14 protein-coding genes are annotated in these 21,097 nt (G+C 52.5%); 4 read left to right on the top strand and 10 right to left on the bottom strand.

The window, feature by feature from the left end; all coding sequences use genetic code 11:
• Positions 1-112: 112 nt before the first annotated feature.
• Positions 113-1,744: an ArnT family glycosyltransferase gene (locus H7U12_RS09740; RefSeq protein ID WP_186636718.1), complete on the bottom strand. Its 1,632-nt coding sequence runs from the start codon at positions 1,742-1,744 to the stop codon at positions 113-115.
• Positions 1,745-1,906: 162 nt separating this feature from the next.
• Here H7U12_RS09740 and H7U12_RS09735 point away from each other — a divergent pair, with 162 nt between their 5' ends.
• The gene (locus H7U12_RS09735) at positions 1,907-3,835 is read left to right on the top strand and encodes a hypothetical protein (RefSeq protein ID WP_186636716.1); all 1,929 of its coding nucleotides are present in this window, start codon (positions 1,907-1,909) and stop codon (positions 3,833-3,835) included.
• Between the two features lie 136 nt (positions 3,836-3,971).
• Here H7U12_RS09735 and trxA read toward each other — a convergent pair whose 3' ends face one another.
• Both trxA and H7U12_RS09725 read right to left on the bottom strand, forming a co-directional pair.
• Positions 3,972-4,298 carry a thioredoxin gene (trxA, locus tag H7U12_RS09730; protein WP_186636714.1) on the bottom strand — a complete coding sequence of 109 codons (327 nt, stop codon included), beginning with the start codon at positions 4,296-4,298 and terminating at the stop codon, positions 3,972-3,974.
• 236 nt (positions 4,299-4,534) lie between these two features.
• Entirely contained in the window at positions 4,535-5,299 is a 765-nt protein-coding gene (locus tag H7U12_RS09725) for a hypothetical protein (RefSeq protein ID WP_186636711.1), read from the bottom strand.
• Positions 5,300-5,494: 195 nt separating this feature from the next.
• On the opposite strand from H7U12_RS09725, the gene H7U12_RS09720 reads away from it, so the two are divergent.
• Positions 5,495-6,652 carry an SMP-30/gluconolactonase/LRE family protein gene (locus H7U12_RS09720; RefSeq protein ID WP_186636708.1) on the top strand — a complete coding sequence of 386 codons (1,158 nt, stop codon included), beginning with the start codon at positions 5,495-5,497 and terminating at the stop codon, positions 6,650-6,652.
• A gap of 253 nt (positions 6,653-6,905) precedes the next feature.
• Here H7U12_RS09720 and H7U12_RS09715 read toward each other — a convergent pair whose 3' ends face one another.
• Both H7U12_RS09715 and dnaE read right to left on the bottom strand, forming a co-directional pair.
• Entirely contained in the window at positions 6,906-7,451 is a 546-nt protein-coding gene (locus tag H7U12_RS09715; RefSeq protein WP_186636706.1) for an REP-associated tyrosine transposase, read from the bottom strand.
• A gap of 517 nt (positions 7,452-7,968) precedes the next feature.
• Complete coding sequence (dnaE, locus tag H7U12_RS09710) at positions 7,969-11,604, bottom strand: DNA polymerase III subunit alpha (protein ID WP_186636703.1); 3,636 nt, start codon at positions 11,602-11,604, stop codon at positions 7,969-7,971.
• Between the two features lie 281 nt (positions 11,605-11,885).
• Between dnaE and H7U12_RS09705 the strand changes: the two genes are divergently transcribed.
• Entirely contained in the window at positions 11,886-12,194 is a 309-nt protein-coding gene (locus H7U12_RS09705; protein ID WP_186636700.1) for a DUF3817 domain-containing protein, read from the top strand.
• A 46-nt stretch (positions 12,195-12,240) separates the two neighbouring features.
• On the opposite strand, the gene H7U12_RS09700 is transcribed toward H7U12_RS09705, so the two are convergent.
• The 4 genes from H7U12_RS09700 to H7U12_RS09685 form a co-directional block, all read right to left on the bottom strand.
• Positions 12,241-13,134 carry a cyanophycinase gene (locus tag H7U12_RS09700; RefSeq protein ID WP_186636697.1) on the bottom strand — a complete coding sequence of 298 codons (894 nt, stop codon included), beginning with the start codon at positions 13,132-13,134 and terminating at the stop codon, positions 12,241-12,243.
• Positions 13,135-13,476: 342 nt separating this feature from the next.
• Positions 13,477-14,658: an SDR family oxidoreductase gene (locus H7U12_RS09695; RefSeq protein ID WP_186636694.1), complete on the bottom strand. Its 1,182-nt coding sequence runs from the start codon at positions 14,656-14,658 to the stop codon at positions 13,477-13,479.
• A gap of 143 nt (positions 14,659-14,801) precedes the next feature.
• Positions 14,802-15,041, bottom strand: coding sequence for a copper chaperone (locus H7U12_RS09690; protein ID WP_186636691.1), 240 nt, complete (start codon positions 15,039-15,041; stop codon positions 14,802-14,804).
• A gap of 191 nt (positions 15,042-15,232) precedes the next feature.
• Entirely contained in the window at positions 15,233-16,318 is a 1,086-nt protein-coding gene (locus H7U12_RS09685) for an AI-2E family transporter (protein ID WP_186636688.1), read from the bottom strand.
• A gap of 485 nt (positions 16,319-16,803) precedes the next feature.
• Between H7U12_RS09685 and H7U12_RS09680 the strand changes: the two genes are divergently transcribed.
• Positions 16,804-18,147, top strand: a complete 1,344-nt coding sequence (locus tag H7U12_RS09680) for an MFS transporter (protein ID WP_206683905.1) — start codon at positions 16,804-16,806, stop codon at positions 18,145-18,147.
• Positions 18,148-18,790: 643 nt separating this feature from the next.
• Here H7U12_RS09680 and H7U12_RS09675 read toward each other — a convergent pair.
• On the bottom strand, positions 18,791-21,058 hold the full coding sequence (locus tag H7U12_RS09675; RefSeq protein WP_186636686.1) for a LysM peptidoglycan-binding domain-containing protein: 2,268 nt from the start codon (positions 21,056-21,058) through the stop codon (positions 18,791-18,793).
• Between the last annotated feature and the right edge of the window lie 39 nt (positions 21,059-21,097).

The raw sequence follows: 21,097 nt of genomic DNA, 5'->3' as shown, positions 1-21,097 counted from the left end.
TGAGTTTATCTGGGTAAGTTCTCGAAACGACAAACTTTAGCGTTAGTAGACGCTTCTGTTTTGAACCTATTTTTTGCAAAAGAGGCCGGAAACGCATCCGGCCTCTTTTGCTTTACCGCAGGGTGTCTTTGGGCAGATAGAAGAGTTTCACTTTGCCTTTCTGATCAATAAGCTCCGCCGCCGGGAAAAGGGGTAGGATGTCTCTTTCTCTTGTTCTAATTCCCATGTCAGGGTGCTCTAGAACTCCATTATTGATAAGTAGGAAAACAGAATCTGCATGCGTAATTTTTGTAGCATCAAAGGCGGAGTATCGCTGATAGTCGTAGTTCTTTGGAGTCTGATATCCATAGAAGAAATCATATTTCACCAACATTGCTGAGTCTGTTAGCACCACGTAATTCCCTGATGGGTGGCGGAGATGCTTATCTATTATGGCCTTTTGATCTGTATAATAGAATACAGTAGGTTTGAATATAAAGTAGATCGGCCTGATACTAGTAGCGATAGCTACTGCTGTTAACCCTAGGAAAAAAGGAATGGGCTTTTTGGCTATAAAAAAAATCAAGAAGAAAAAGGTGAGTGGAAGATAAATGGCCCACATACTGCCTCCAGCCACGTAAGCGCATAGTAGGAAAAGTAAAGCCAAGATTAAATATAGTCTACGTTGGGTCCAGATTTGTTCCACGGCAAGACCTGCCACAATGCAAAAAGCCGGTAGCATAGGGTGGAACATGCGGGGTTGTAAGTACATAGGCTTATAGTAATGTAAAGATACACTACCAAACCAGATACAGAATAACATACTTAAACTAGCAATTGACCAGAATCCAAGCGAATTGTTCAAAGCGAAAGAACTATTGCGGCCACCCAAAATAGTTGCAGCTACCGCAAATCCTATGGGAACTGCTAAACCAGAGCCAGCAAAGAATAAGAAAGGCTTGTAAGTTAATCTAGAGAGTAAAACTGAGGACCGTTTTGCAAAATATTCTTCACCAGTAACATATCTTCCTGCAGTTTCAATGTCTTGGAATCGTTGAAAAGCGTTTCCAGCAAAGACTTCGTACATCAGAAAATAAATGGACAACAAGAGAGTACCAGTAAGTACTGACGTCACCCAAAATCGTCTGTTCTCTCCTCTGTTTAGTTGGTAGAGAAAAATGATCAAATAAAAGGGTAAAGCATAGACAATGGTTTCTTTAGTTAAGAAAGCCATTAGATTTAAAATGACAAAGCAAATTCCATAAAGAACCTCCTTTGTGGATGAAGCCAACTGTTTTCTGGCTTGGTATAGAACAATAAGACAGCATAAAGTCAAGAACAGCAGAATGTTATCAGGGTATAAATAAGTGACGGTGTTGAGTTGGAAGTAGTAGAAACCAAAGAATACCATAGCCCAATTTGCCGCTACCGGATGCTCACGTCTAAATGTAAAGTAAACTACCATTAAAGTCCCCAAACTACAGCACAATGGCCATAAAGAAGTAGTGTAAGCATTAACGCCCCAAAGCCAGTAAAACAGTGCAGTGGGCACAAACACCATGAAACGATGACAAAAAGGATAGTCATCGAACCGAAACCCTCCTGCTATTAGTTGGTGAGCATATAAACCATAAGAATAATCATCACCATAGTAAAAGCCCTCGTGCTCCAGAAAAAAATACAGGAGGGTGAAGCCTATGACGGCCAGCAACCAGAACCGGGGAGAAGAAAAAAGACGCGACAGATCAGCTAAAAAACGAGGCACGGGTAGAAAAGGAGTTAAAAAGGGAAAGTTCGGGAGAAAGAATACACAAAGCAACGCGTATCTCTTTGGGATTGGCTGATTTAGGAACGAACTTTGTGGAACTGCACACGTGTTAGCGCTTCGTTGCGTTACCCAGAAACAGATACCATAACAAGTGCCTACATGAAGACAAGCATTACCCGCTCCTTCCTGCTTTTACTGCTACTGTGCGCCTTCACCGGCCAGGCCCAGGACATGATTCAAACCCGACTGGGCTACAATTACCTGGATAAGTTTGAGTTCACAGACGAATGGCAGTACCTCACCACCGACATGTATTTGTTTAACCCCGGCCAGTTCTCCAAAGTGATCAATGAACTGGAGCAGGGCACCACCAAGGCCCGGCGCCGCGATTACATCAACCTGGAGTCGCTGTTTATCTCGGCGCAGCTCAAGAACGCTAAATTGTTTGGGCAGGAGCCGGTGGTGTATCCTTTGTACAACTTCGCGCTGGAGCCGGCCAATGACAAAAAGAACTATTCGTCGCGCATCTCTGATAACATTGAGGCTATCCGGATCATCGATAAACTGCCGTTGGCCGCCGATGAGCGCAACATTGACGCCACCGTAGAAGCCAAACTGTTTACCTCAGACAGCCGCGAAGTCTTCTTCAGCCTCATCGCCAACCAGCTCACCAACATCTCCAAACTGATGACGCCGCAGGCCGCCATGCTGTCGCTGGTGGGGGAGTTCGGGAACCTGATTAGGAACAGCGCGCAGCGGAAGGAATACAAGTTCAGTTCCACCATCCGGCTCTACGAAGGGCAGAATTTCGATACGCGGTTGCACTCGGTGCGGGTGTACATTTTTGTGCCTTCTTTCGCGAAACTGCCCGCTTTACGCACGCCCAAACTCACAGAGTTGCTGAGCAACAGCCCGCAGGGGTTTGAGCGCCAGAAACTGGAGGCGGCCCTGAATTTCAAAGATTACCCGGTGCTGGTGGTGGCCAATTACAAATCGCTCTACAAAATGGATGCCCTGACGGGAAGCGACATCACCTCAGAGACCATTGAGAAACGCCGCGTGCGCATTGAGCAGGCCTACACCGCCGGCCTGGTCACCGACGATGCCTATAAGCAGGAAAAGCTGTTCGTGGAGTTCCTGCGCAACTTCAGTGACCTGAAGCAGAATCTGAACAACTACCGGCTGAACTATAAAAACAACAGCCCCGAGGCCAACGCCAAAACGCTGTTCACGGTGGTGCAGGACTACAAGCGCCTGAAAACCCTGGCCTACCAGCGCGACCGCGAGTTCTCCCGCAACCACACCTACCAGCGCATTTTCAAAGGCGAGTACAACTCCATCCTGTCCAACGCCGACAGCTACATGGAATCAGACTACAATCTGAAAAACGGCAAGGAAATGGTGAACACCCTGCTGGATCTGGACCAGGAGCAAGCCAAAGCTTACAGCGTGGCGCAGCGGGAGCAATACCTCAACAAGCTGTACTCCGTGGAACTGCCCAACCCCGAGTTTCTGGCCAGCACCCTGGAGGGCGAAGGTCTGTCAAGGCACCTGAATCGGCTGGAGTCTACGCTCTACAATGAGGTGTATGCCAAGGAAGTCTCCCGCCTGCGCGAGCTCCCGCCCACTGAGGAGAATATCTCGTTCCGGAACACCCTTCTAGACAAAGCCAATACTACCAAGTGCCGCAGTTGCCGCGAGGAAGTGAAGCAGGCCGTCCGGCAGTTCAATCAGCGTCTGGAGGAACAGCAGCTGGAAAAGGAGAAAGCCCGTTTACTGGACCTGAATCAGCAAGTAGAGCGCAAGATCCTGGCCTTTCTCAAACAGGACGATTGCATGGAAAACGCCTTCAAAACGCAGTATCCCGCCGAGTCCTTGCCGGATTACGTGCAACGCCTCTACGAGAAAAAACTGGAGCTGCGCAAATTTGTGGGCGAGCTGGATGCCCTGCACAAATCACCGCCCAAAGAACTGAAACTGGATGCCGTGAAAGAACACAACCAACGCCTCAACGGGTTAATGCGCCGGTTAGACCAAGGCTACGCCGATATCTGCACCGCCGAAAAGAACCTGTGCGGGTGTGAGTAACTTCGCCTAATCTGCCCGAGCGCCTGATGTGTCAGGTAGCCGTTTCAGAGGCGTTTTCGCTAAAACAGCCCTAAAACAGAAAAGCCTCTCCCGTACAGGAGAGGCTTTTCTGTTGTTCTATAACCTGAGTTATAGCTTATGCCAATTGGCTATCTAATTTCTGGGCCAATACGTTCTTTGGAACGGCACCCACTTGCTTGTCTACTACTTGTCCGTTTTTGAAAACCAACAAGGTAGGAATGCTGCGGATTCCGAATTTGGCAGACGTCTGCGGGTTAGCGTCTACGTCTACTTTTCCTATCACCACGCGGCCTTCATAGTCGCCGGCTAGTTCTTCTACTACCGGGCCTACCATGCGGCAAGGACCGCACCACTCTGCCCAAAAGTCAACCAGTACTGGTTTATCTGAATTGATGATCTCCTCGAAGTTGGCATCGGTGATCTCGATTGTTTTATGTGCCATAATTGTCTATTTATATAAGTATCAAAAATGATGAAAGAAGTTGTTCAAAAATAGAACCAACTCCCTTTGAACAGTAAAACTAACGCATTTGTGTCAGGTTTGTCACTATCCTTCAGGATACCGTTTACAGCCTGTTTTCTGGGAACTAGCCACAAACCTAGTATATCTACTGATTCATGGGGAAAAGGTTGGCTCAGAGGAGGAAAGAAGCCCAAATGACAGAATGGCGCGCCTTGCTAGCGATTAGTCTGTTTCTGCTCCCGGAGAAGGCCGCCATTTGGAGCCAGGCTTGAGGGTTCAGCCAGCTCTTGTGCCGGGGAAAGAAGCGTTTCTAACGACCGGAACATCAGCAGAAGGACCACTAACCAGCCCGCGTTCCATAGGTTAAGCAGTAGGGGACTTCCCAGAAGGCCGGGCACGGCCAACACCCCCAACTGAAGAAGTTGGTTAGCCAGTTTGTTCATCAAGACCGTTTCCGCCAGCAACGGTAAAATCAAAAATCCGCTGAACACCCAAAGGCGGTGTCTGGGGCTCAACAGCTGCCAGGCGCGCAGGAGAACCGGCAGGGTAAGCAGGAAGACAATGGCGATCTCCGTGCCCCAGGACAGCACCGTCATAGACGTTTTCTGAATGATCTGGCGCGTGATATACGATTCATCCCCTTCGCGGTCCAGCACCGGCAGAATGCGGCCCAGCGGCAAGTTAGCGAACAGCAGTGCCCAGCCAAGCACCCGTTGCCTGGTGGGGCGGCGGGGCGACATCAGCATAAAACCAACCCATAGGAGCCCGTAGGTGAGCAATGGGCCAGCAAGGGTAATCCAGGCGAGGTTTACCGTGGGAGGACAGGTGGCGCAGACTTCCCAGCCTTCAAAGTCCCGCTCCCCGAAGCAACCGCACAGCAGATAGCCGGTGATGATATGAATCAGCTCGTGCAGCTCATGGCAGATAAACAAAAGCGCCAAAAAGGCCAGGATGTTCCGGGGGGTGAGGGAGAGGTGCATAGTGGGGTGCCAATGTGATAAGTGCAAGTTGACAAAAGAGGGGAGTAGGTTGGCCTACATCCTGCTCTGGTGGTCCTCTGAAGTCAGAACCTCTGCGGGTGAGTGGCTGGGTTTCCATCGTCACCAACTTACCCGCTGGATTTAAGTATACCTAAGGTACAATTTTACGTCACTTTTTAATTTTACCTGTAAACTATGAAGAATATTTTAGGTCTGTTCTGTGTAAGCGCCTTCCTTTTTGTGGGGTGCAGCCAGGAGAAAACCTCCTCAGAGACCATTACTACGCAAGACCAAACCAACGTACGGGCCGCCTCAGATTCTACGTCTGAAGACAGTTTTGGAGCCTCTCCCGCTCAAGACAGTGTTCTCACCAAAGCGGTGTCGTTCACGGGAGCCCAGGTCACCGGCCTCACCATCACAGACAATGGCAGGATGTTCGCCAATTTCCCGCGTTGGCACGACAGTATTCCTTTTTCAGTTGTAGAAGTACTGCCCGATGGGAGCCATAAACCTTACCCCGATGCTACCTGGAATACCTGGTCTGGTCAGCCGCAGGCCAATCACTTTACCTGTGTGCAGTCAGTGGTAGCCCATGGGAACTCGCTTTTTGTGCTAGATCCGGCCAGCCCGATGATGAAAGGGGTGGTAGGCACAGCCATGCTGTACGAATTTGACCTGGGCACCAACAAGTTGAAGAACAAGTGGAGCTTTGACAAATCAGTGGCGCCCGCCGCTTCTTACCTCAACGACCTTCGGGTAGACGATACCCACGGAAAAATCTACATCACTGACTCAGGCATGGGAGCATTGGTGGTCCTGGACCCTAAAACCGGCATCGCCAAGCGGCGGTTGAGTGCGCATCCGTCAGTGAAATCAGAAGATGTGTGGCTCACCGTGGAAGGTAAGCGGTGGGTGAAGGACGGTAAGAAACCGCAGATCCACTCAGACGGCATCGCGCTCTCCCAAGACGATCAGCATCTGTACTACCATGCCCTTACCGGCTATACCTTGTACCGGGTGCCTACCGCCGCCCTCGCTGATGACAAGGTTACGGATGTCGCTTTGGCCGCGAAAATTGAAAACTTGGGCAAAACGCCAGCGCCGGACGGAATGCTTTTTGATAAGGCCGGTAACCTGTACATGGCTGACCTTGAGAAACAGGCCGTCGTGTACCGTACACCCCAGGGGCAGCTAAAAACCTTGTACCAAGACCCTATGCTCAAATGGGCCGATACGTTCACCCTGGGCAAAGACGGAACCCTGTACCTGACCGATTCCCGCCTGCATGAAGCCGTGGGAGATATTTCTAAAATGGAGTTCCCTATCTATAAAGTGAAAGCTGTAGGTAAGTAAAACAGTTTTAAGCCTCCTTTCCTCAAACGAAGGCAAAAGTAGAAGGGCCGCACCCAAGACATCTGTTCTTTGGTGCGGCCCTTCTACTTTTGCTAAAAAATGAAATACCCTTATAAAAAACGAGGCTTTCCCAGTAAAAAGAGGTGGAAGCCAACTTTAAACCAGAAAAGCCAAGAACCCGAAGGTTGAGGCAAAGGTAAGGGAATTTTGGGAAGAGACAAAGGGAGAGGTGGGACTGCTTTTGTTAAAAGGCTTAATCTGCAATTAGAATTTCTAGTAGCCCTTTGCCGCCAGCATAATCAATCGCTGAACTGAACAGGTAGTGCTCCGGTTCCTGCACAATTTCTGCCCGCACCGAGTTCTGGTGAATGTAGTCTATTTTCTGTTGCAGAAACTCATTAGAATGAATCTCCTTTGCCTCATTGCCGTCTTGCCAGAACTTATAGTTGGTAACCTTGCTTTGCACATTGGCCGGAAAATGAAACCGGTGCAGCATCCATTCCTTTCGGCTTTCATGTTCTTGTTGAATGGCAGCTACAATGGTTCGGCTGGTAAACTTCTTGAAGTCGCGGAGAATGTCAGACAAATGAAACCCCTCTTTGGCAGATGCAATCAAGTGCAGATGGTTGCTCATGAGGACCCAAGCATGTACTTCTAAGCCTTTCTTCTCTTGGCAGAATTTGAGAGAATCTAAAATGATGTGGCGGTACACAGGTCTGGTGAAGACATCAATCCAATCTACAACCGTCAGTGTCAAAAAGTACAGATAGCCTTCATGGATTTTGTTCTTGATGCCCATGTTAGAAAGTACGAAGTGCTGACTTTATGAGTTCACTGAAACCCACTTTTGATGCTGTTCGGTTTAACAGCTGACTGCTGTTCGGGATTTACCAATCCCGAACCACTCTGTCGGGGATTTCCTAATCCCCGTTGTTGATGGCTATTTGAGAAAGTGCGGGAACGGGGATTGATAAATCCCCGACAGAGAACTTCCGGATTTATAAATCCGGAAGAGTGAAAGGTTAGTTTTTTTGCAGATCGGCCTACAGATATAACCTGTATAGCATCTATTTCTTGCGCTTTATACTCTTGGTGCATGGCGGCTATAATACTTACAACTGATGGCTTTCTTCATGCCCAGAGATGGTTAGGAGTAGAATCTCTTTCTTTTGCAAGACAAGGAGGCGCCCTAGCAAGGGGTGCTTTAGGCTCCTTTTTTAAAAAACACCCTTAAAACAGGAAAGCCTAGTAATGAACTACTGTTCTTTACTAGGCTTTCCCGAAGTCATGCTACTCGATACTTGCTAGTGATACTCTTATATCAACTGACAAGTAGCCACCTCCAGATCCTTCACATTCTGCAGGAACGACTTAGGGTCAATGCGATATCTTCGGGAGAAAAGTTCCACGGTCAACCGTTCGCCAGGTTCTGTGAGCACTAGTTCCAGCTTCTTCTGGCCGGGGCTGTTGATGGCGGCTTCTTCCAGGCGATCAATGAGCATGGCATTGATGTTCCGGATGTCAATGTCCATGCGCACGCCTTTGGCCATCTTATCGGCTACATCGCTCAGCAGCTGCATGGAAAGCGGCTTCAACTCCCACTGGTCCTCCGACTTGTAGCGCAGCGTCACTTTGGCCCGAATGAACAGGTACATGCCTTCTTTCACGTACGGCGAGAACTTCACGAAATCCTCCCCGAACAAGGCCAAGCCCATGGTGTTGTCATAGTCCTCCAAAGAGAAGAGCAGGAACGGGTTCCCGTTTTTGCCGGTCCGCATGACCACGTTGCTGATGATACCCGCGACATTCACGTCACGGTTCTTGAACTCAGCAATGCGGTCCAGGCTACAGGTGCAGTAAGAGTCAATTTCCAGTTTGAACTGGTCCAGCGGGTGCCCCGAGAGGTAGAAACCAATTACTTCTTTCTCGCGCCTCAGCATCTCGGTTAAGGTCCAGGGCTGTACGTCAGGTACTTTAGGCAATGGCATGTCCACGGCTCCACCACCGCCAAATAACGATTGTTGGGCAGCGTTTTTCTCCGCCTGGAACTGGTTCCCGAAGCGTACAGCCTTTTCAATCAGGTTGATGCTTTCGCCTTCGGGCGTTTCCAGGTACTGGGCGCGGTGGTAGCGTTCAAACGAATCAAAGGCTCCGGCTTGGGCCAGGCTTTCAAAGGTTTTCTTGTTCACGGCACGCAGGTTCACACGCTTCGCGAAGTCAAAGATGTCGGTGTACGGGCCGTTTTTCTCGCGCTCCTCAATGATGGCTTCCACGGCGGCCTCGCCGGTTCCTTTCACGGCGCCCATCCCGAAACGGATTTGGCCCTGCTGGTTCACGTTGAACTGGTGGATGGACTCGTTCACATCGGGTCCCAGTACCTGAATCTGCTGCTTGCGCGCTTCCTCAATAAAGAACGTCACCTTCTTGATGTCGTTCATGTTGTGGGTGAGCACGGCGGCCATGTACTCGGCGGGGTAATGCGCCTTGAGGTAACCGGTCTGGTACGCGACCACGGAGTAAGCAGCGGAGTGCGAGCGGTTGAAGCCGTACTGCGCGAACTTCTCCATCACGTCAAACACCTCAGAAGCGTGCTTGGCCGGAATGTTATGAATCTCTTTAGCCCCTGCCACGAATTTCTCGCGCTCCAGGGCCATTTTCTTCATGTCCTTCTTACCCATCGCGCGGCGCAGCAAGTCGGCACCGCCCAAGGAGTAACCCGCCAGTACCTGCGCCGTCTGCATGATCTGCTCCTGGTACACCATGATCCCGTAGGTGTTCTTCAAGAGCGGCTCCAGCAGGATGTGCGGGTATTCCACTTCTTCCTTGCCCTGCTTCCGGTTAATGAAGTTCGGGATGAACTGCATCGGGCCCGGACGGTACAAGGCGTTCATGGCAATCAAGTCTTCAATGTTGGTCGGCTTCAGGTCTTTGAGGTACATCCGCATGCCCTCGGACTCAAACTGGAACGTCCCGATGGTATCACCGCGCTGGTAGAGGGCGTAGGTTTTCTCATCGTCCAGCGGAATATTGTCGATGTCAATCTCCACGCCGTGGTTCCGCTTGATGAGGGCCATGGCGTCTTTCAGGATGGACAGGGTTTTCAGACCCAGGAAGTCCATCTTCAACATGCCCGCGCTTTCAATCACCTTTCCGTCGAACTGTGTCACCAAGAGGTCAGAGTCCTTGGAGGTAGACACCGGGATGTAGTTGGTGATGTCATCCGGAGCGATGATGACGCCCGCCGCGTGAATACCGGTGTTCCGCACGGAGCCTTCCAGTTTCTCGGCTAGTTTCAGCGTTCTGGCCTTTAAATCATTCCCGTCGCGGATGGCGGCCAGTTCCGGTGATTCAATAAAGGCTTTCGCCAGCGTGGTACCCGGGGCTTCCGGAACCATCTTGGCCAATTCGTTCGCCTCGGATAAAGGCAGGTCCAGCACGCGGGCTACGTCTTTAATAGACGATTTTGCGGCCATGGTACCGAAGGTGATGATCTGGGCCACCTGCGTTTTGCCGTATTTGTCTACCACGTAGTCAATCACGCGCTGGCGGTTCACGTCATCAAAGTCAATATCAATATCGGGCATGGACACCCGCTCCGGGTTCAGGAAACGCTCAAACAGCAGCGAGTACTTAATGGGGTCGATGTTGGTGATCCCCACGCAGTAGGCCACGGCAGAACCCGCCGCCGAACCACGGCCCGGACCCACGGCCACGCCCATGCTGCGGCCTTTGTTGATGAAATCCTGGGTGATGAGGAAGTACCCCGCAAAACCCATGGTTTCAATAATGCCCAGCTCATAGTTCAGGCGTTCCTCTACCTCAGGGGTAATCTCATGGTACCGCTTTTTAGCGCCCTCAAAGGTTAAGTGGCGTAAAAACAAGTCGGCGGTGGGGTGCTCCGGGGGGAGCGGGAAGTTAGGCAACAGGATATCGCGCTGCAGTTTGGGCGGCGTGATCTTGTCTACAATCTCGTTCGTATTGTCTACGGCAAACGGAACATCGGCAAAGAGTTGGTTCATCTCCGCCTGGTTCTTAAAGTAGAACTGGTCGTTGGGGAACCCGAAACGGTCCTGCGGACGAGGCTTCTGCTGCTCTTCCTCAATGCGGTACAGCATGCGGCGCACGTTCTCGTCGTGGCCGTAGGTGTTCCGGATGTTGTTTAAAGTATCATAAATGACTTCGCCGCTACCCGACATCATTCTAAAGTACTGCGTCTGGAAATCGCCCACCGGTACCGTTTCCTGCTCACCGGTGTTCACACACAAGAGAATGTCATGCGCGTTCCAGTCGGTTTGCTCCACGTAGTGCGAGTCATTGGTGCAGATGACCTTTACGTTGTACTTGATGGCAAATCTGAGAAGCACTTGGTTTACGTCTTCCTGGCTCAACCCGGTGCCGTCAATGTTCATGAGGCCGTGGCGCTGAATCTCAATGTAGTAGTCTTCGCCAAATAAATCCAACCACCACTTCAGCAGTTTCTCGGCTTCTTCTTCGCCTTTCCAGAGAATGGCCTGCGGCAGCTCGGCCCCGATACAGCAGGAGGTAGCGATCAAGCCTTTGGAGTATTTCATCAATAACTCCTTGTCAATGCGCGGCCACTTGCTGTACAGGCCGTCAATGTAAGAGTAGGAGCAGAGCTTGGCCAGGTTCTGGTAGCCTTCCTGGTCTTTGGCCAGCAGCAACTGGTGGTGACGCACATCTTTTACCTCTTTAGAGAAGGTTTTCTGGTGACGGTCCTGCACTAAATAAAATTCGCAGCCCACAATGGGTTTCACGTTGTACTTGTTGGCCTCGGCCACGAAGTTGAACGCCCCAAACATGTTGCCGTGGTCGGTCATGGCAATGGCTTTCATGCCATCGGCGGAGGCCTTTTTCATGAGCGCGCCAATGCTGGCGGCCCCGTCCAGGAGCGAGTACTGGGTGTGGGTGTGGAGGTGGGAAAAATCTGGCACGGCTAAAAGAGTCTTGAGTTCTGAGTCCTGAGTCGCGAGTCAAAAATGAGCCGCAAAAGGACTACGAAGATACAAAGAAAACCCCGGAGAACGGCGGAAAAGTTGCCCGCCGGAAGGGTGTTTTGGGCTTGTTTTTCAGGAATGGGTGCGAAAACAGGAAGCCTTGGTACTTGACCGGGAAAATGGCAGACGGAGTGGGTTTTCACACCCGGGCTAAAGGAAAAGCCTTGGGTTTCAGCGCGTGAGGCGGTACCTTTGGGCTTTAACGCTCTTCTATTCTTATGAATTTCGCTTTAAATACTTCTCTGGGCCGTTTCCGGCTGATTGCCATCATTGAAGGCATTTCTTACTTGGTTTTGTTGTTTATTGCCATGCCCATGAAATACCTGGGCGGCATGGAAAAAGCGGTGAAGTACCCGGGCATGGTGCACGGGGTACTGTTCGTGCTGTTCGCCTTCCTGTTGCTGCAGGTCTGGATTGAGTACCGTTGGTCTTTCAAGAAAGCGGTGGCCGCCTTCTTCTGGTCACTGGTTCCGTTTGGGACTTTCTACTTTGACAAGAAAATCGCCCAGGACCAGCCTAACCGCTAATCTTTCTGTTTAGGGCCTGTTTTTAGGAAAATGGCCTCTAAACGCGTTATTGCAACTGCACGCGCTGGTACGGCGGAATGACGTATCGGTCTTCGTCGCCCAGTAGATGCATCTTCAGGCCTTTGGCGGTGAACGGCTGGCCGTTCTCAATGGCGTAAATATTGGTCTCGGTCATGGCCATGCCGTCTACCACCGTCACCAGGCCGCTGCCCACCACTTCTATGTTCCCGCCGTCGGTGACCAGGATGGCGGTGTCTTCTTCCAGACCAATGCCAATGCACTCTGGGTTGGTGCAGATGGCCTGCGTCATGCGCACAATGCGGCCCCGGGTAAGAAAATGGGTGTCGATGGCCACGTTCTTGAGGAACTCCAGCCCGGTGGTGAGTCGCACATCGCCTTTGATATACCCTCCCTGCGATTCGCCTTCATAGATCATGGGCGTAGACATGGCCGTGGCGCCGGCGCTGGTACCGGCAATGATGATCTGGGTGAACATGTAGCGTTCTTTCATGGTGCGCAGCACCTCAGAGCCGCCTAAGAGGGCAGTCAGCCGGAGCTGGTCGCCGCCGGTGAGCATGATGCCGGCCGCTTTCTGGATCAGCTCCACGTACTCGGGTTTGTTCGCGTCGGGGCGGGTCCGGATGTCGGCTACCTGCACGTTGTGCACGCCCAGCTCCTTGAAAAGCTTCACGTAGTCCTGAGCCGTTTCCTCCGGTATCTGCGATGCCGTGGGAATGACTACTACTAGCGCATTGTCTCCCTGCAGTTCGTCTACAAACCGTTTCAGGATCTGTTCATGGATGAAGTTGATGTTCTGAAACTTTTCCTCCGCCTGGCCCTCGCCTTTGTCCTCCTTCCCCCCAATGGCCAACAGTTTTCCCTTCGGGATGATTTTGGAGGCCTGTGAATGGGGGACGGATTTTCTTTTTGCGTTTGCCATGACTGTGACGTTGGGACGAATGTTGAACGAAGTCGCTCATCTGGTTGTACTTCGCACTTGCTATACGCAGCTCTTGTACTTTGGTGTACTAAAATTGCATCTGAGTGGATGTCTTTGGTTTGTACCGGCTCAGGCAAGCAAAAGAGCGCCCCGAAGACCGATCATCATTTGAATCTGTTTTAGCATCGTTTTACCGAAAACAGGCCCTAAATGTAGGCGTGCAGTAAATTGCTTGGAAGGGGAGGCGGCAAAGAAAAAGGGTATCGCCGGACACGTACGTGCAACCCGGCAATACCCTTAAGCGAAAAGCTTCTCTCTTTCTAAAGTGCTTTCCTGAAACTTCTAAAATCTGTCATTTCCCAGATCTCGGTCCAGGCCGGGATAGATGTCGTTGTCCAGCGGGCTGTTGCTGGCGGGGTAGCTGCCGTCTTCAATGATGGTAGTGCGTACAATCACCACTTCATCCTCCGGTTGGGTGTTCTTTTTGGAGAATCGGCCGTTTTTGGGCAGGTTGAGGTTCTTGAGCGCGTCTTTGTTCATCAAGGCATATACGGCGGCACCAGCGGCTACTACCAGCGCACTGGTGGCTACGGGGTGCATGATGGCGCGGGTGTACAGGCTGGTTTTCATCACATAGCCTTTGTGGTTGCCGCGCACGTTTCCGGCGGTGGAAGGACGGTGCAGCGAACCGGCCCGGTTGAGCGGTGGCTCATCTTCCAGTTGCTCTTTGGTCATAATCTTGGAACTGATCCAGTCCATGGCTCCCGGGAAACGCTTGTTCAGGGCGCTCATGGCCTTGCCTCCGCCCCCTACCATAATGTCACGGTGCGGATGTTCGGCGGCGTGCAGGATAGCGGCGGCCACTTCCTCCGGCGTATACACCGGGGCCGGCAGGGTAAGGGCCTTGTCAGTGTAGTTTTTGGCGTGTTCTGGGTAAGGCGTGTCAATACCGGCGGGTTTGATCAAGGTCACCGAGATAGGCGCTTTCTCTTCCATCAGCTCAATCCGGAGGGCATCAGTGAAGCCTTTCACGGCGTGCTTGCTGGCGGCGTACATGCCTTGCAGCGGAATAGAAACGTCAGATACCTCGCTGCCCAGGTTGATGATGGCACCGCCTTTATGCCGCAGGTGCTCAGCGGCAATCTGCGAGCCGTACACGATTCCCCAGAAGTTGGTGTCAAACAACCGGCGGTTGTCTTCGTCGCTCACCTCAGCGATGCGGCCGTAAATAGAGACCCCGGCATCGTTCACCCAGGTGTCAAAGCCGCCGCATTCCCGGATAGCCACATCGGCAATCCACTGCACTTCTTCTTTGCGGCCCACATCGGCCACGCAATGGAAGGCGCGTCCGCCCTCGTTTCTGATCTGCTGTTCAATATCAATCAGGGCCTCGCGGTTGCGGGATGCCAGTATAACGGTAGCTCCTTTTTTAGCGGCCGCCAAGGCCGTGGCCAAGCCAATTCCGCTGGAAGCGCCAGTTATTACAATTACCTGCTCTTTAAGCGGTTTCAAAGTGATTGCCATACCTGTGGTTTAATTAAAGTTTTGATACTAATTTGTTTATGGATTTTTCTTACGGAGCCGATACCGTTAAGATTCACGAAATACCAGGCGGCGCAGGAAAGCTACCTCCGGGTAAATGCGTTTTGGTGCGCGCCTACTGGCCGTTACAGACCTTCTCCGTCTATGCCCAGCACCCGCAGAATTTCGGCGGTGAACCCGGCCTCCGCCAAAGCATTTTCCACGCGCTGAGGGTCCAGGTTTTTCCCGGAGATGCTCAGAACATTTTCCGAGGATTGGGTGTCAACCTGCCACTCACTGATGGTCTCAATTTTGTCCAGAAGGGGGGCAACTTTGGCTACCTCCTCCTGGCCGCTCAGGTTGGTTTTGAATTTCAGGATTTCCATCTCGTTTCTTTTGTGCTTTCTTCTTTTACTGGAAATTCTGCAGGTGGTTGTATTTTAACCGAGGAAGGTCTGGCCAGGTAACCCCTCTTTAGGCCTGTTTTCTGAAAAAGAGACCTAAAACGACCAGTTCCTGAATCGGTTGAGAAAGAGACGTTTGTAATAGAAATCGAGCAAGCACAAGCGGCGGGGAGTTACGATTTCTGGAAGACTTTCTTCAGTTTCATGAGCCAGCCGGGTTCTTTTACTTCGTTCCCCAGCAGGTAGCCGTAGGGATGAAGTGCGGGCACCTGGTCGCAGAGGATTTTGATGACGGCAAACAGCGGCTCAAACAAGATCATGCCCGCCACTCCCCACACCAGTTCCCCCGAAACCACCGCCACTATGGTGAAGATGGGGCTCAGGTTGAGTTTCGCGCCCATGGCCAGGGGTTCAATGAAATTGTTGTCGATGATCTGCGCGCCCACAATCACCAGCATGGTGGGGAGCACCAGATCAGTTGATCCGCTGGCCAACGCAAACACCAACGGGAAAGCGCTGCCCACAAATGCGCCCACGTACGGCACTAAAATAGGAATCGCGGCAATGGGCGCAACCAGAAGGGCGTTTTCTAGCCCGATGATGGAAAACCCGATGGCGTAGAACGCGGCAATGAAGGCAATGGAGATCAGGCGGCCCGCTAAGTACTGCCCGGCCACTTTCTTGATCTGGTCCAGCACCTGGTTCACCTTGGCGTGCCGCTCTTCTTTGAAGAGCCGCAGAAAGAACTCCTGGTATTTCTCCCGTTTCCAGAGCAGGAAAAACATGTACAGCAGCACCAGCACGAAAGAACTCAGCAGCCCCAGAGAACCTTTCAGCAGCGATGTGCCCAATTTGTTCGCGGACTCAGAGAACTTCTTGATCTGTTCCTGCACCATCCTGATCTGCTCCTGCGGCGCAACCCCAAACTGTTGCCTGATCCATTCCTGCACGCTGGAAATCAACTGCTCTAACTTAGGCTGCATCTGGGGCCAGTCTTCTGAGATGTTCACCGCCTGCGCGATGAGCAGCAGCAGCACCCCGGCAATCAGAAGCACAATGAGCAGGATGCACAGCAGCGTGGCCCAGATCCGGCTTACGCCCCACTGCTCCAGTTTTCTGCCCAGCGGCAACATCAGCAGAGACAAAAGCAGGGCAAACCCCACCGGAATCAGGAACAGCCGGCCGAAGTACAGCAAGACCACTGCCAGAACAAGGAAGAGGAGCCTGGCGTTGAGCCGGAAAATGGAGGTACCTTTCATAGTGATTTTTATATATTACGATCTGTATAATACGATTCTGGGGAAAACAGTTTGCCTCCGCCTAAAGCAGGCCCCGGAAATTCTGCCCGATGAGGAGCTGGACTGTTTCGTTCAGCGTTTCAGGAAAGAAGTAAGAAAGACTCGGTTTCTGAAGATGGTTTTTGAGGCGCTCGCCTCACGGGATACTTCGGCCCCTGCCAGTTGAACACTTGGCGGAGGGAACTCAAAGAAAGAAAACGCCTGCGGGGGTGATGATCTTCCTTCTTATGGAAAGGCAGTGATTGCGTTGAGAAGTTGAGGGGATTGCCTCTTGCCTAAAGAAAACTGTCTTGGAAATTACCTGGGTCAGAAGCACGTTTTAGGGCTGTTTTCAGGAAAACAAGCCGCAAACGGAACGGGACAATTGCAGGAAACCAACCGTTTCACCTGAACAACAAGGCGGGGTAGACTCGTACACAGGGTCGGCCTCAAAAGGTTGACGAGACATGGAAGAGACTTCTGGCACCACCAAACCTTCTCGCCTGGGCGGCATGTTCCGGGCGCTTCACTACCGCAATTACCGTTTGTTTTTCATGGGGCAGGGCATCTCCCTCATTGGCACCTGGATGCAGCAAGTGGCTATGAGCTGGCTTGTGTACCGCCTCACCGATTCTGTTTTTCTGCTGGGCATGGTGAGTTTCGCCAACCAGATTCCCTCGTTTCTGCTGGGGCCTTTCGCCGGAGTCCTTTCTGACCGCTTTGACCGGCACCGCGTGCTGCTGGTGACGCAGTTCCTGTTTCTGATCGAAGCCAGTACGCTGGCCGCCCTGGTGCTCACCGATACCGTGACCATTCCCTACATTCTGGCCCTGGGCGTGTTTGCCGGCATTGTGAACGCCTTTGACATGAGTGCGCGACAGTCCTTGGTGGTACACCTGGTAGAGAAACGCGAAGACATGAGCAACGCCATCGCCCTGAACTCCTCCATGTTCAACATGGCGCGGTTGGTGGGCCCCTCGGTGGCGGGCGGGATCATTGCCACCCTGGGCGAAGGTGTCTGTTTCCTGATCAACGCCATCAGTTACCTGGCCGTACTGGCCTCCCTGCTCATGATGCGGTTGCCCGTGCTGGAGCGCAAAGCCCAGGACACCCAAGTCCTGAAATCGCTGAAAGAGGGATTCCAGTACGCCTTCGGGTTTGCGCCCATCCGCGACATTTTGGTGCTCATTGCCACTCTCAGCCTCTTCGGGATGCCGTTCACGGTGCTTTTACCGGCCATCGCGCGCGATGTGCTGGGCGGCGATGCCAGTACGCTGGGTCTGTTGATGGGCGCTTCGGGCGTGGGTGCGCTGCTCGGGGCCTTGTACCTGGCCTCTCGCAAATCGGTGCTGGGGCTCGCCCGGGTCATTGTGGTGGCGTCCATTCTGTTTGGGGTGGGGCTGATTGTCTTTGCTCTTTCCCAAACCATGCTGCTGTCTTTGGTAGGGATCTTTGTGGTAGGGCTGGGCATGATTCTGCGCATGGCTTCCAGCAACACCCTCCTCCAGACCATTGTAGATGATGACAAACGCGGCCGGGTGATGAGCTTCTATTCGATGGCGTTCATGGGCATGGCGCCCATCGGGAGCCTACTGGCCGGTTGGCTCGCCGAGCGGATTGGCGTGGCGTATACGCTGCTGGGCTGCGGCATCATCTGCCTGTTGAGCATTGTTCCGTTTGTGCTGAGCCTCCCCAAGTCGCGGCAACTGGTGCGGCCTATCTATGAGCGTCTGGGCATTCTGCCCGAGATTGCCACCGGGCTGCAAACCGCTTCCACGCTTACGTCTCCGCCGGAAGGAGGTAAGATGTAGTTTTGAGCTCGTTTTTAGAAAACAGGCGTAAAACGGATTCGGGCATTTCGTCTGGGGTTTTGCTGGCGAAGTGCCGCTGTTGGCGTGGGTGCATTAACTTTTATTGTTTCATAGCTGGGCTCCGAGCGCTCACGGCCGCGAGGCCTCGTCTTCCGGGTGAGCGCTGTTGTTTTAGTCCTGGCCAGCAGGCCTGCCGCATGCGCGGCACCGGATCTAAAACAAAGGCGCTCACCCGAAAGACTGGTTTTGGGTTCTTCTGCTAGTCGCGTTTCTTCGCCGCTCTGGTGAAGTCATCCCAATGCTGCATTTGCTTTGCCGCTGTTCATGCTCTTGCCAATTTGCCGTTGTTGATGTTCTCACCAACAACCAGAACAGCTTTTCCAAAACGCAATCTATAGCATCAGCCTTGGTTACCCTGTCTCTGAGACTACCCCAGTTCATTCCTATACCGTTTTGCCGTTGTTGGTGTTCTCTCCAACAACCTGAATAGCGTCTCCAAAACGCCACCCCATCGTTTGCATTATCTAACTTATGGCTGAATCTGTTTCTGGCACGTTTACAGAAAAACAGCCCCAAAACAGCAGGAGCCAGCTTGTAGGCCGGCTCCTGCTGTTTTGGGGCTGTTGGTTGTTGTAGTAGGTTTTTATTGTTTGGGTTTAATCACCAGGCTTTCTCCCACGCTCACGTTGTAATCGGTTTTGTTGTTCCATTCCTGAAGCTGCTGAATGGTAACGCCATATTTGCGGGAGATGCCATACATGGATTCGCCGGGGGCTACTTTGTGGGTGATGGCATCAGTGGCCGGGGTAGCGGACGAGGAATCAGGAGCAGCCTCCGTAGAAACGGTGGTGGCAGCGGCCGGGGCGGAAACCACCAGTTTCTGGCCGATGGAGATGGCGCCGGTACCCAGGTTATTCCACGTCTGCAGGTCCTGCACCGATATGCCGTATTTGCGGGAAATGGCATACAAGGTCTCGCTTGGGGCTACCGTGTGCTCAGTGGCGGAAGTAGCGGCAGGGGCTGCGGCCGGGGTTGCTTTTACGGGCGCGGCAGCGGTAACCGGAGCAGATGTTGCAGCGGGAGCAGTTGCCGGAGTGGAGCTAGCGGTGCTGGTAGTGGCGGAGCCGGTTAACACCAATTCTTTGCCTAGCGCCAACGGAACGCTGCCGTCCATCTGGTTCCAAGCCAGCAAATTGCCCACCGGGATGCCGTATTTCCGGGAGATAGAATAAAATGTCTCGCCTTTCTCCACCACATGCGTACCGGAGGCCGGAATTGCAATAGGCTGGGGAGCGGCCACTTTCACGTCTGAGATGACCGCTTCTTCGGGAGCCTTGCGTTCCAGAGCCGGAGCGGGTTTGTTTGTAGCAACCGCGGCTGGGTTCTTAGTAGGATAAGTGGCCGGGGCAGAGGCTGCCTCTTCCTGAGGCGTTTTCTTCACGTACGGAGGTACACTGGTATCTTCCACTTCCACACTGATGGCGCCTGGTTTAGGAGTAGGCTGCGTGGTAGGTTTAGGAGTTGAGGCTACCGGGGTAGCCGCCGCAGGTTGCGTGGCGGGGGCCTGGGCCAGAACCTCCGTAGCGGCCGGAGCTTCGTCTTCCAAAGGTCTGATTTCCACCGGAATGCTGGTAGGTCTGGTTTCCTGTAACCACATCACTCGGCCCGGTTCCAGGGTCTCACTTTTCTGCATCCGGTTCTTGGAATACAGTTTATTCAGCTTCATCGCATACTTCTGAGAGATGTCCTGCATGGTCTCGCCGCGCTGTGCTACGTGGAACTCGGTGTCTTTGGCTTTGGCGCGTTTGCCTTGCAGGTAATACGTTTTGCCGGGCACCACCTCGTCGCCAATTTTCATGTCGTTCACGCGCAAGAATTTGCTCGTGGAGATGTTGCCTTGCAGAGCCAGCATGTCTTTATTGTCACCGGGCTGGGCCACGATAGAGGCCGGAACGTAGGTGTTGTTCAACTTGGCCTTGATGGTCTGAATAAAGCCTTTCAGGCCGCTGGCATTGGTCTGAGACCGGTTAGCAATGGCTCTGGTAGGAGTGGTAGCGCCGGATTTTCTAACCGGACCAGCGCTGGCGAGCACCGGCCGGGAAGCACCAGAAACATAGGGAATCATCACCGTGTACTCTTTGTCAGAAGGCACCGTGGAGGCCATGAGCCATTTGTTGTAACGCTCCACCTCCGCGGCATCGGCTTGGGCCGCCATGGCGATTTCAGTGAGGGTTTGGCCCGGAACGGCTTTTACCGGCTGTAGCGTAATGGTGGGGTTGGGGTTCTTCCCGATGGCGTTTTCATAGGCCACTTTGTGCGCCAAGAACGTGAGCAGGTATTTGTTGGTCTGGTTGGTTACCTCCATTTTCTTCGCCCCGATGTCTGATGTTTTGGTCAAGGCTTTGGTGCCGTTCAGGCCCTGGTAATACGAAAGCAGGGTGTTGAACCAGTTTTTGTAGTACGCGTTGCTGCGCAGCATGTATTTGGCGGCGCCGCGGCTAGACTCAATGATGTGCTTGCGCTCGTCTACCTGTGAGTTCACCCGCACGCCCAACTCAGTGGCCGACGCTTCCTTGAACTGCCAGAAACCTACCGCGTTGGAGGTGGAAACGGCATCCGATACCAGACCGCTTTCCTGCAGAACCAGGTATTTGAAATCGGCGGGAACGCCTTCTTGCTTGAGCGTCTGCTCCACGAACGGGAAATAGGCATCGGCGAGCTCCACTTTCTTCTGGAAGTACCCCGGATGCTTGGTGAGCGCGTCCACTACTTTCTGTATCTCGGTGCGGGCACTTTCCTGAATCTGCAGGTGGATGTCCGCGAAGTAGATATTGTTGGGAACTACCGGGCTTTGCGCTTGCGCCACCAGGCATAAGAGGCTGAGTAACAGGAGCGATAATGATTTTTTCATCTGATTATCGTGGGGATAAGTAAAAGAATAGCAGAAAAT

This window comes from Rufibacter sediminis (assembly GCF_014269285.1).
Taxonomy (GTDB): domain Bacteria; phylum Bacteroidota; class Bacteroidia; order Cytophagales; family Hymenobacteraceae; genus Nibribacter; species Nibribacter sediminis.
The sequence above is the reverse complement of the archived record's forward strand: the minus strand, read 5'-3'. Positions and strand labels throughout refer to the sequence as shown.

Bases quoted from the DNA above. Each gene is read 5' to 3' on its own strand.
- H7U12_RS09735 (WP_186636716.1), top strand. From the start codon at position 1,907: ATGAAGACAAGCATTACCCGCTCCTTCCTGCTTTTACTGCTACTGTGC.
- trxA (WP_186636714.1), bottom strand. From the start codon at position 4,298: ATGGCACATAAAACAATCGAGATCACCGATGCCAACTTCGAGGAGATC.
- H7U12_RS09725 (WP_186636711.1), bottom strand. From the start codon at position 5,299: ATGCACCTCTCCCTCACCCCCCGGAACATCCTGGCCTTTTTGGCGCTT.
- H7U12_RS09720 (WP_186636708.1), top strand. From the start codon at position 5,495: ATGAAGAATATTTTAGGTCTGTTCTGTGTAAGCGCCTTCCTTTTTGTG.
- H7U12_RS09715 (WP_186636706.1), bottom strand. From the start codon at position 7,451: ATGGGCATCAAGAACAAAATCCATGAAGGCTATCTGTACTTTTTGACA.
- H7U12_RS09705 (WP_186636700.1), top strand. From the start codon at position 11,886: ATGAATTTCGCTTTAAATACTTCTCTGGGCCGTTTCCGGCTGATTGCC.
- H7U12_RS09700 (WP_186636697.1), bottom strand. From the start codon at position 13,134: ATGGCAAACGCAAAAAGAAAATCCGTCCCCCATTCACAGGCCTCCAAA.
- H7U12_RS09695 (WP_186636694.1), bottom strand. From the start codon at position 14,658: ATGGCAATCACTTTGAAACCGCTTAAAGAGCAGGTAATTGTAATAACT.
- H7U12_RS09690 (WP_186636691.1), bottom strand. From the start codon at position 15,041: ATGGAAATCCTGAAATTCAAAACCAACCTGAGCGGCCAGGAGGAGGTA.
- H7U12_RS09685 (WP_186636688.1), bottom strand. From the start codon at position 16,318: ATGAAAGGTACCTCCATTTTCCGGCTCAACGCCAGGCTCCTCTTCCTT.
- H7U12_RS09680 (WP_206683905.1), top strand. From the start codon at position 16,804: ATGGAAGAGACTTCTGGCACCACCAAACCTTCTCGCCTGGGCGGCATG.
- H7U12_RS09675 (WP_186636686.1), bottom strand. From the start codon at position 21,058: ATGAAAAAATCATTATCGCTCCTGTTACTCAGCCTCTTATGCCTGGTG.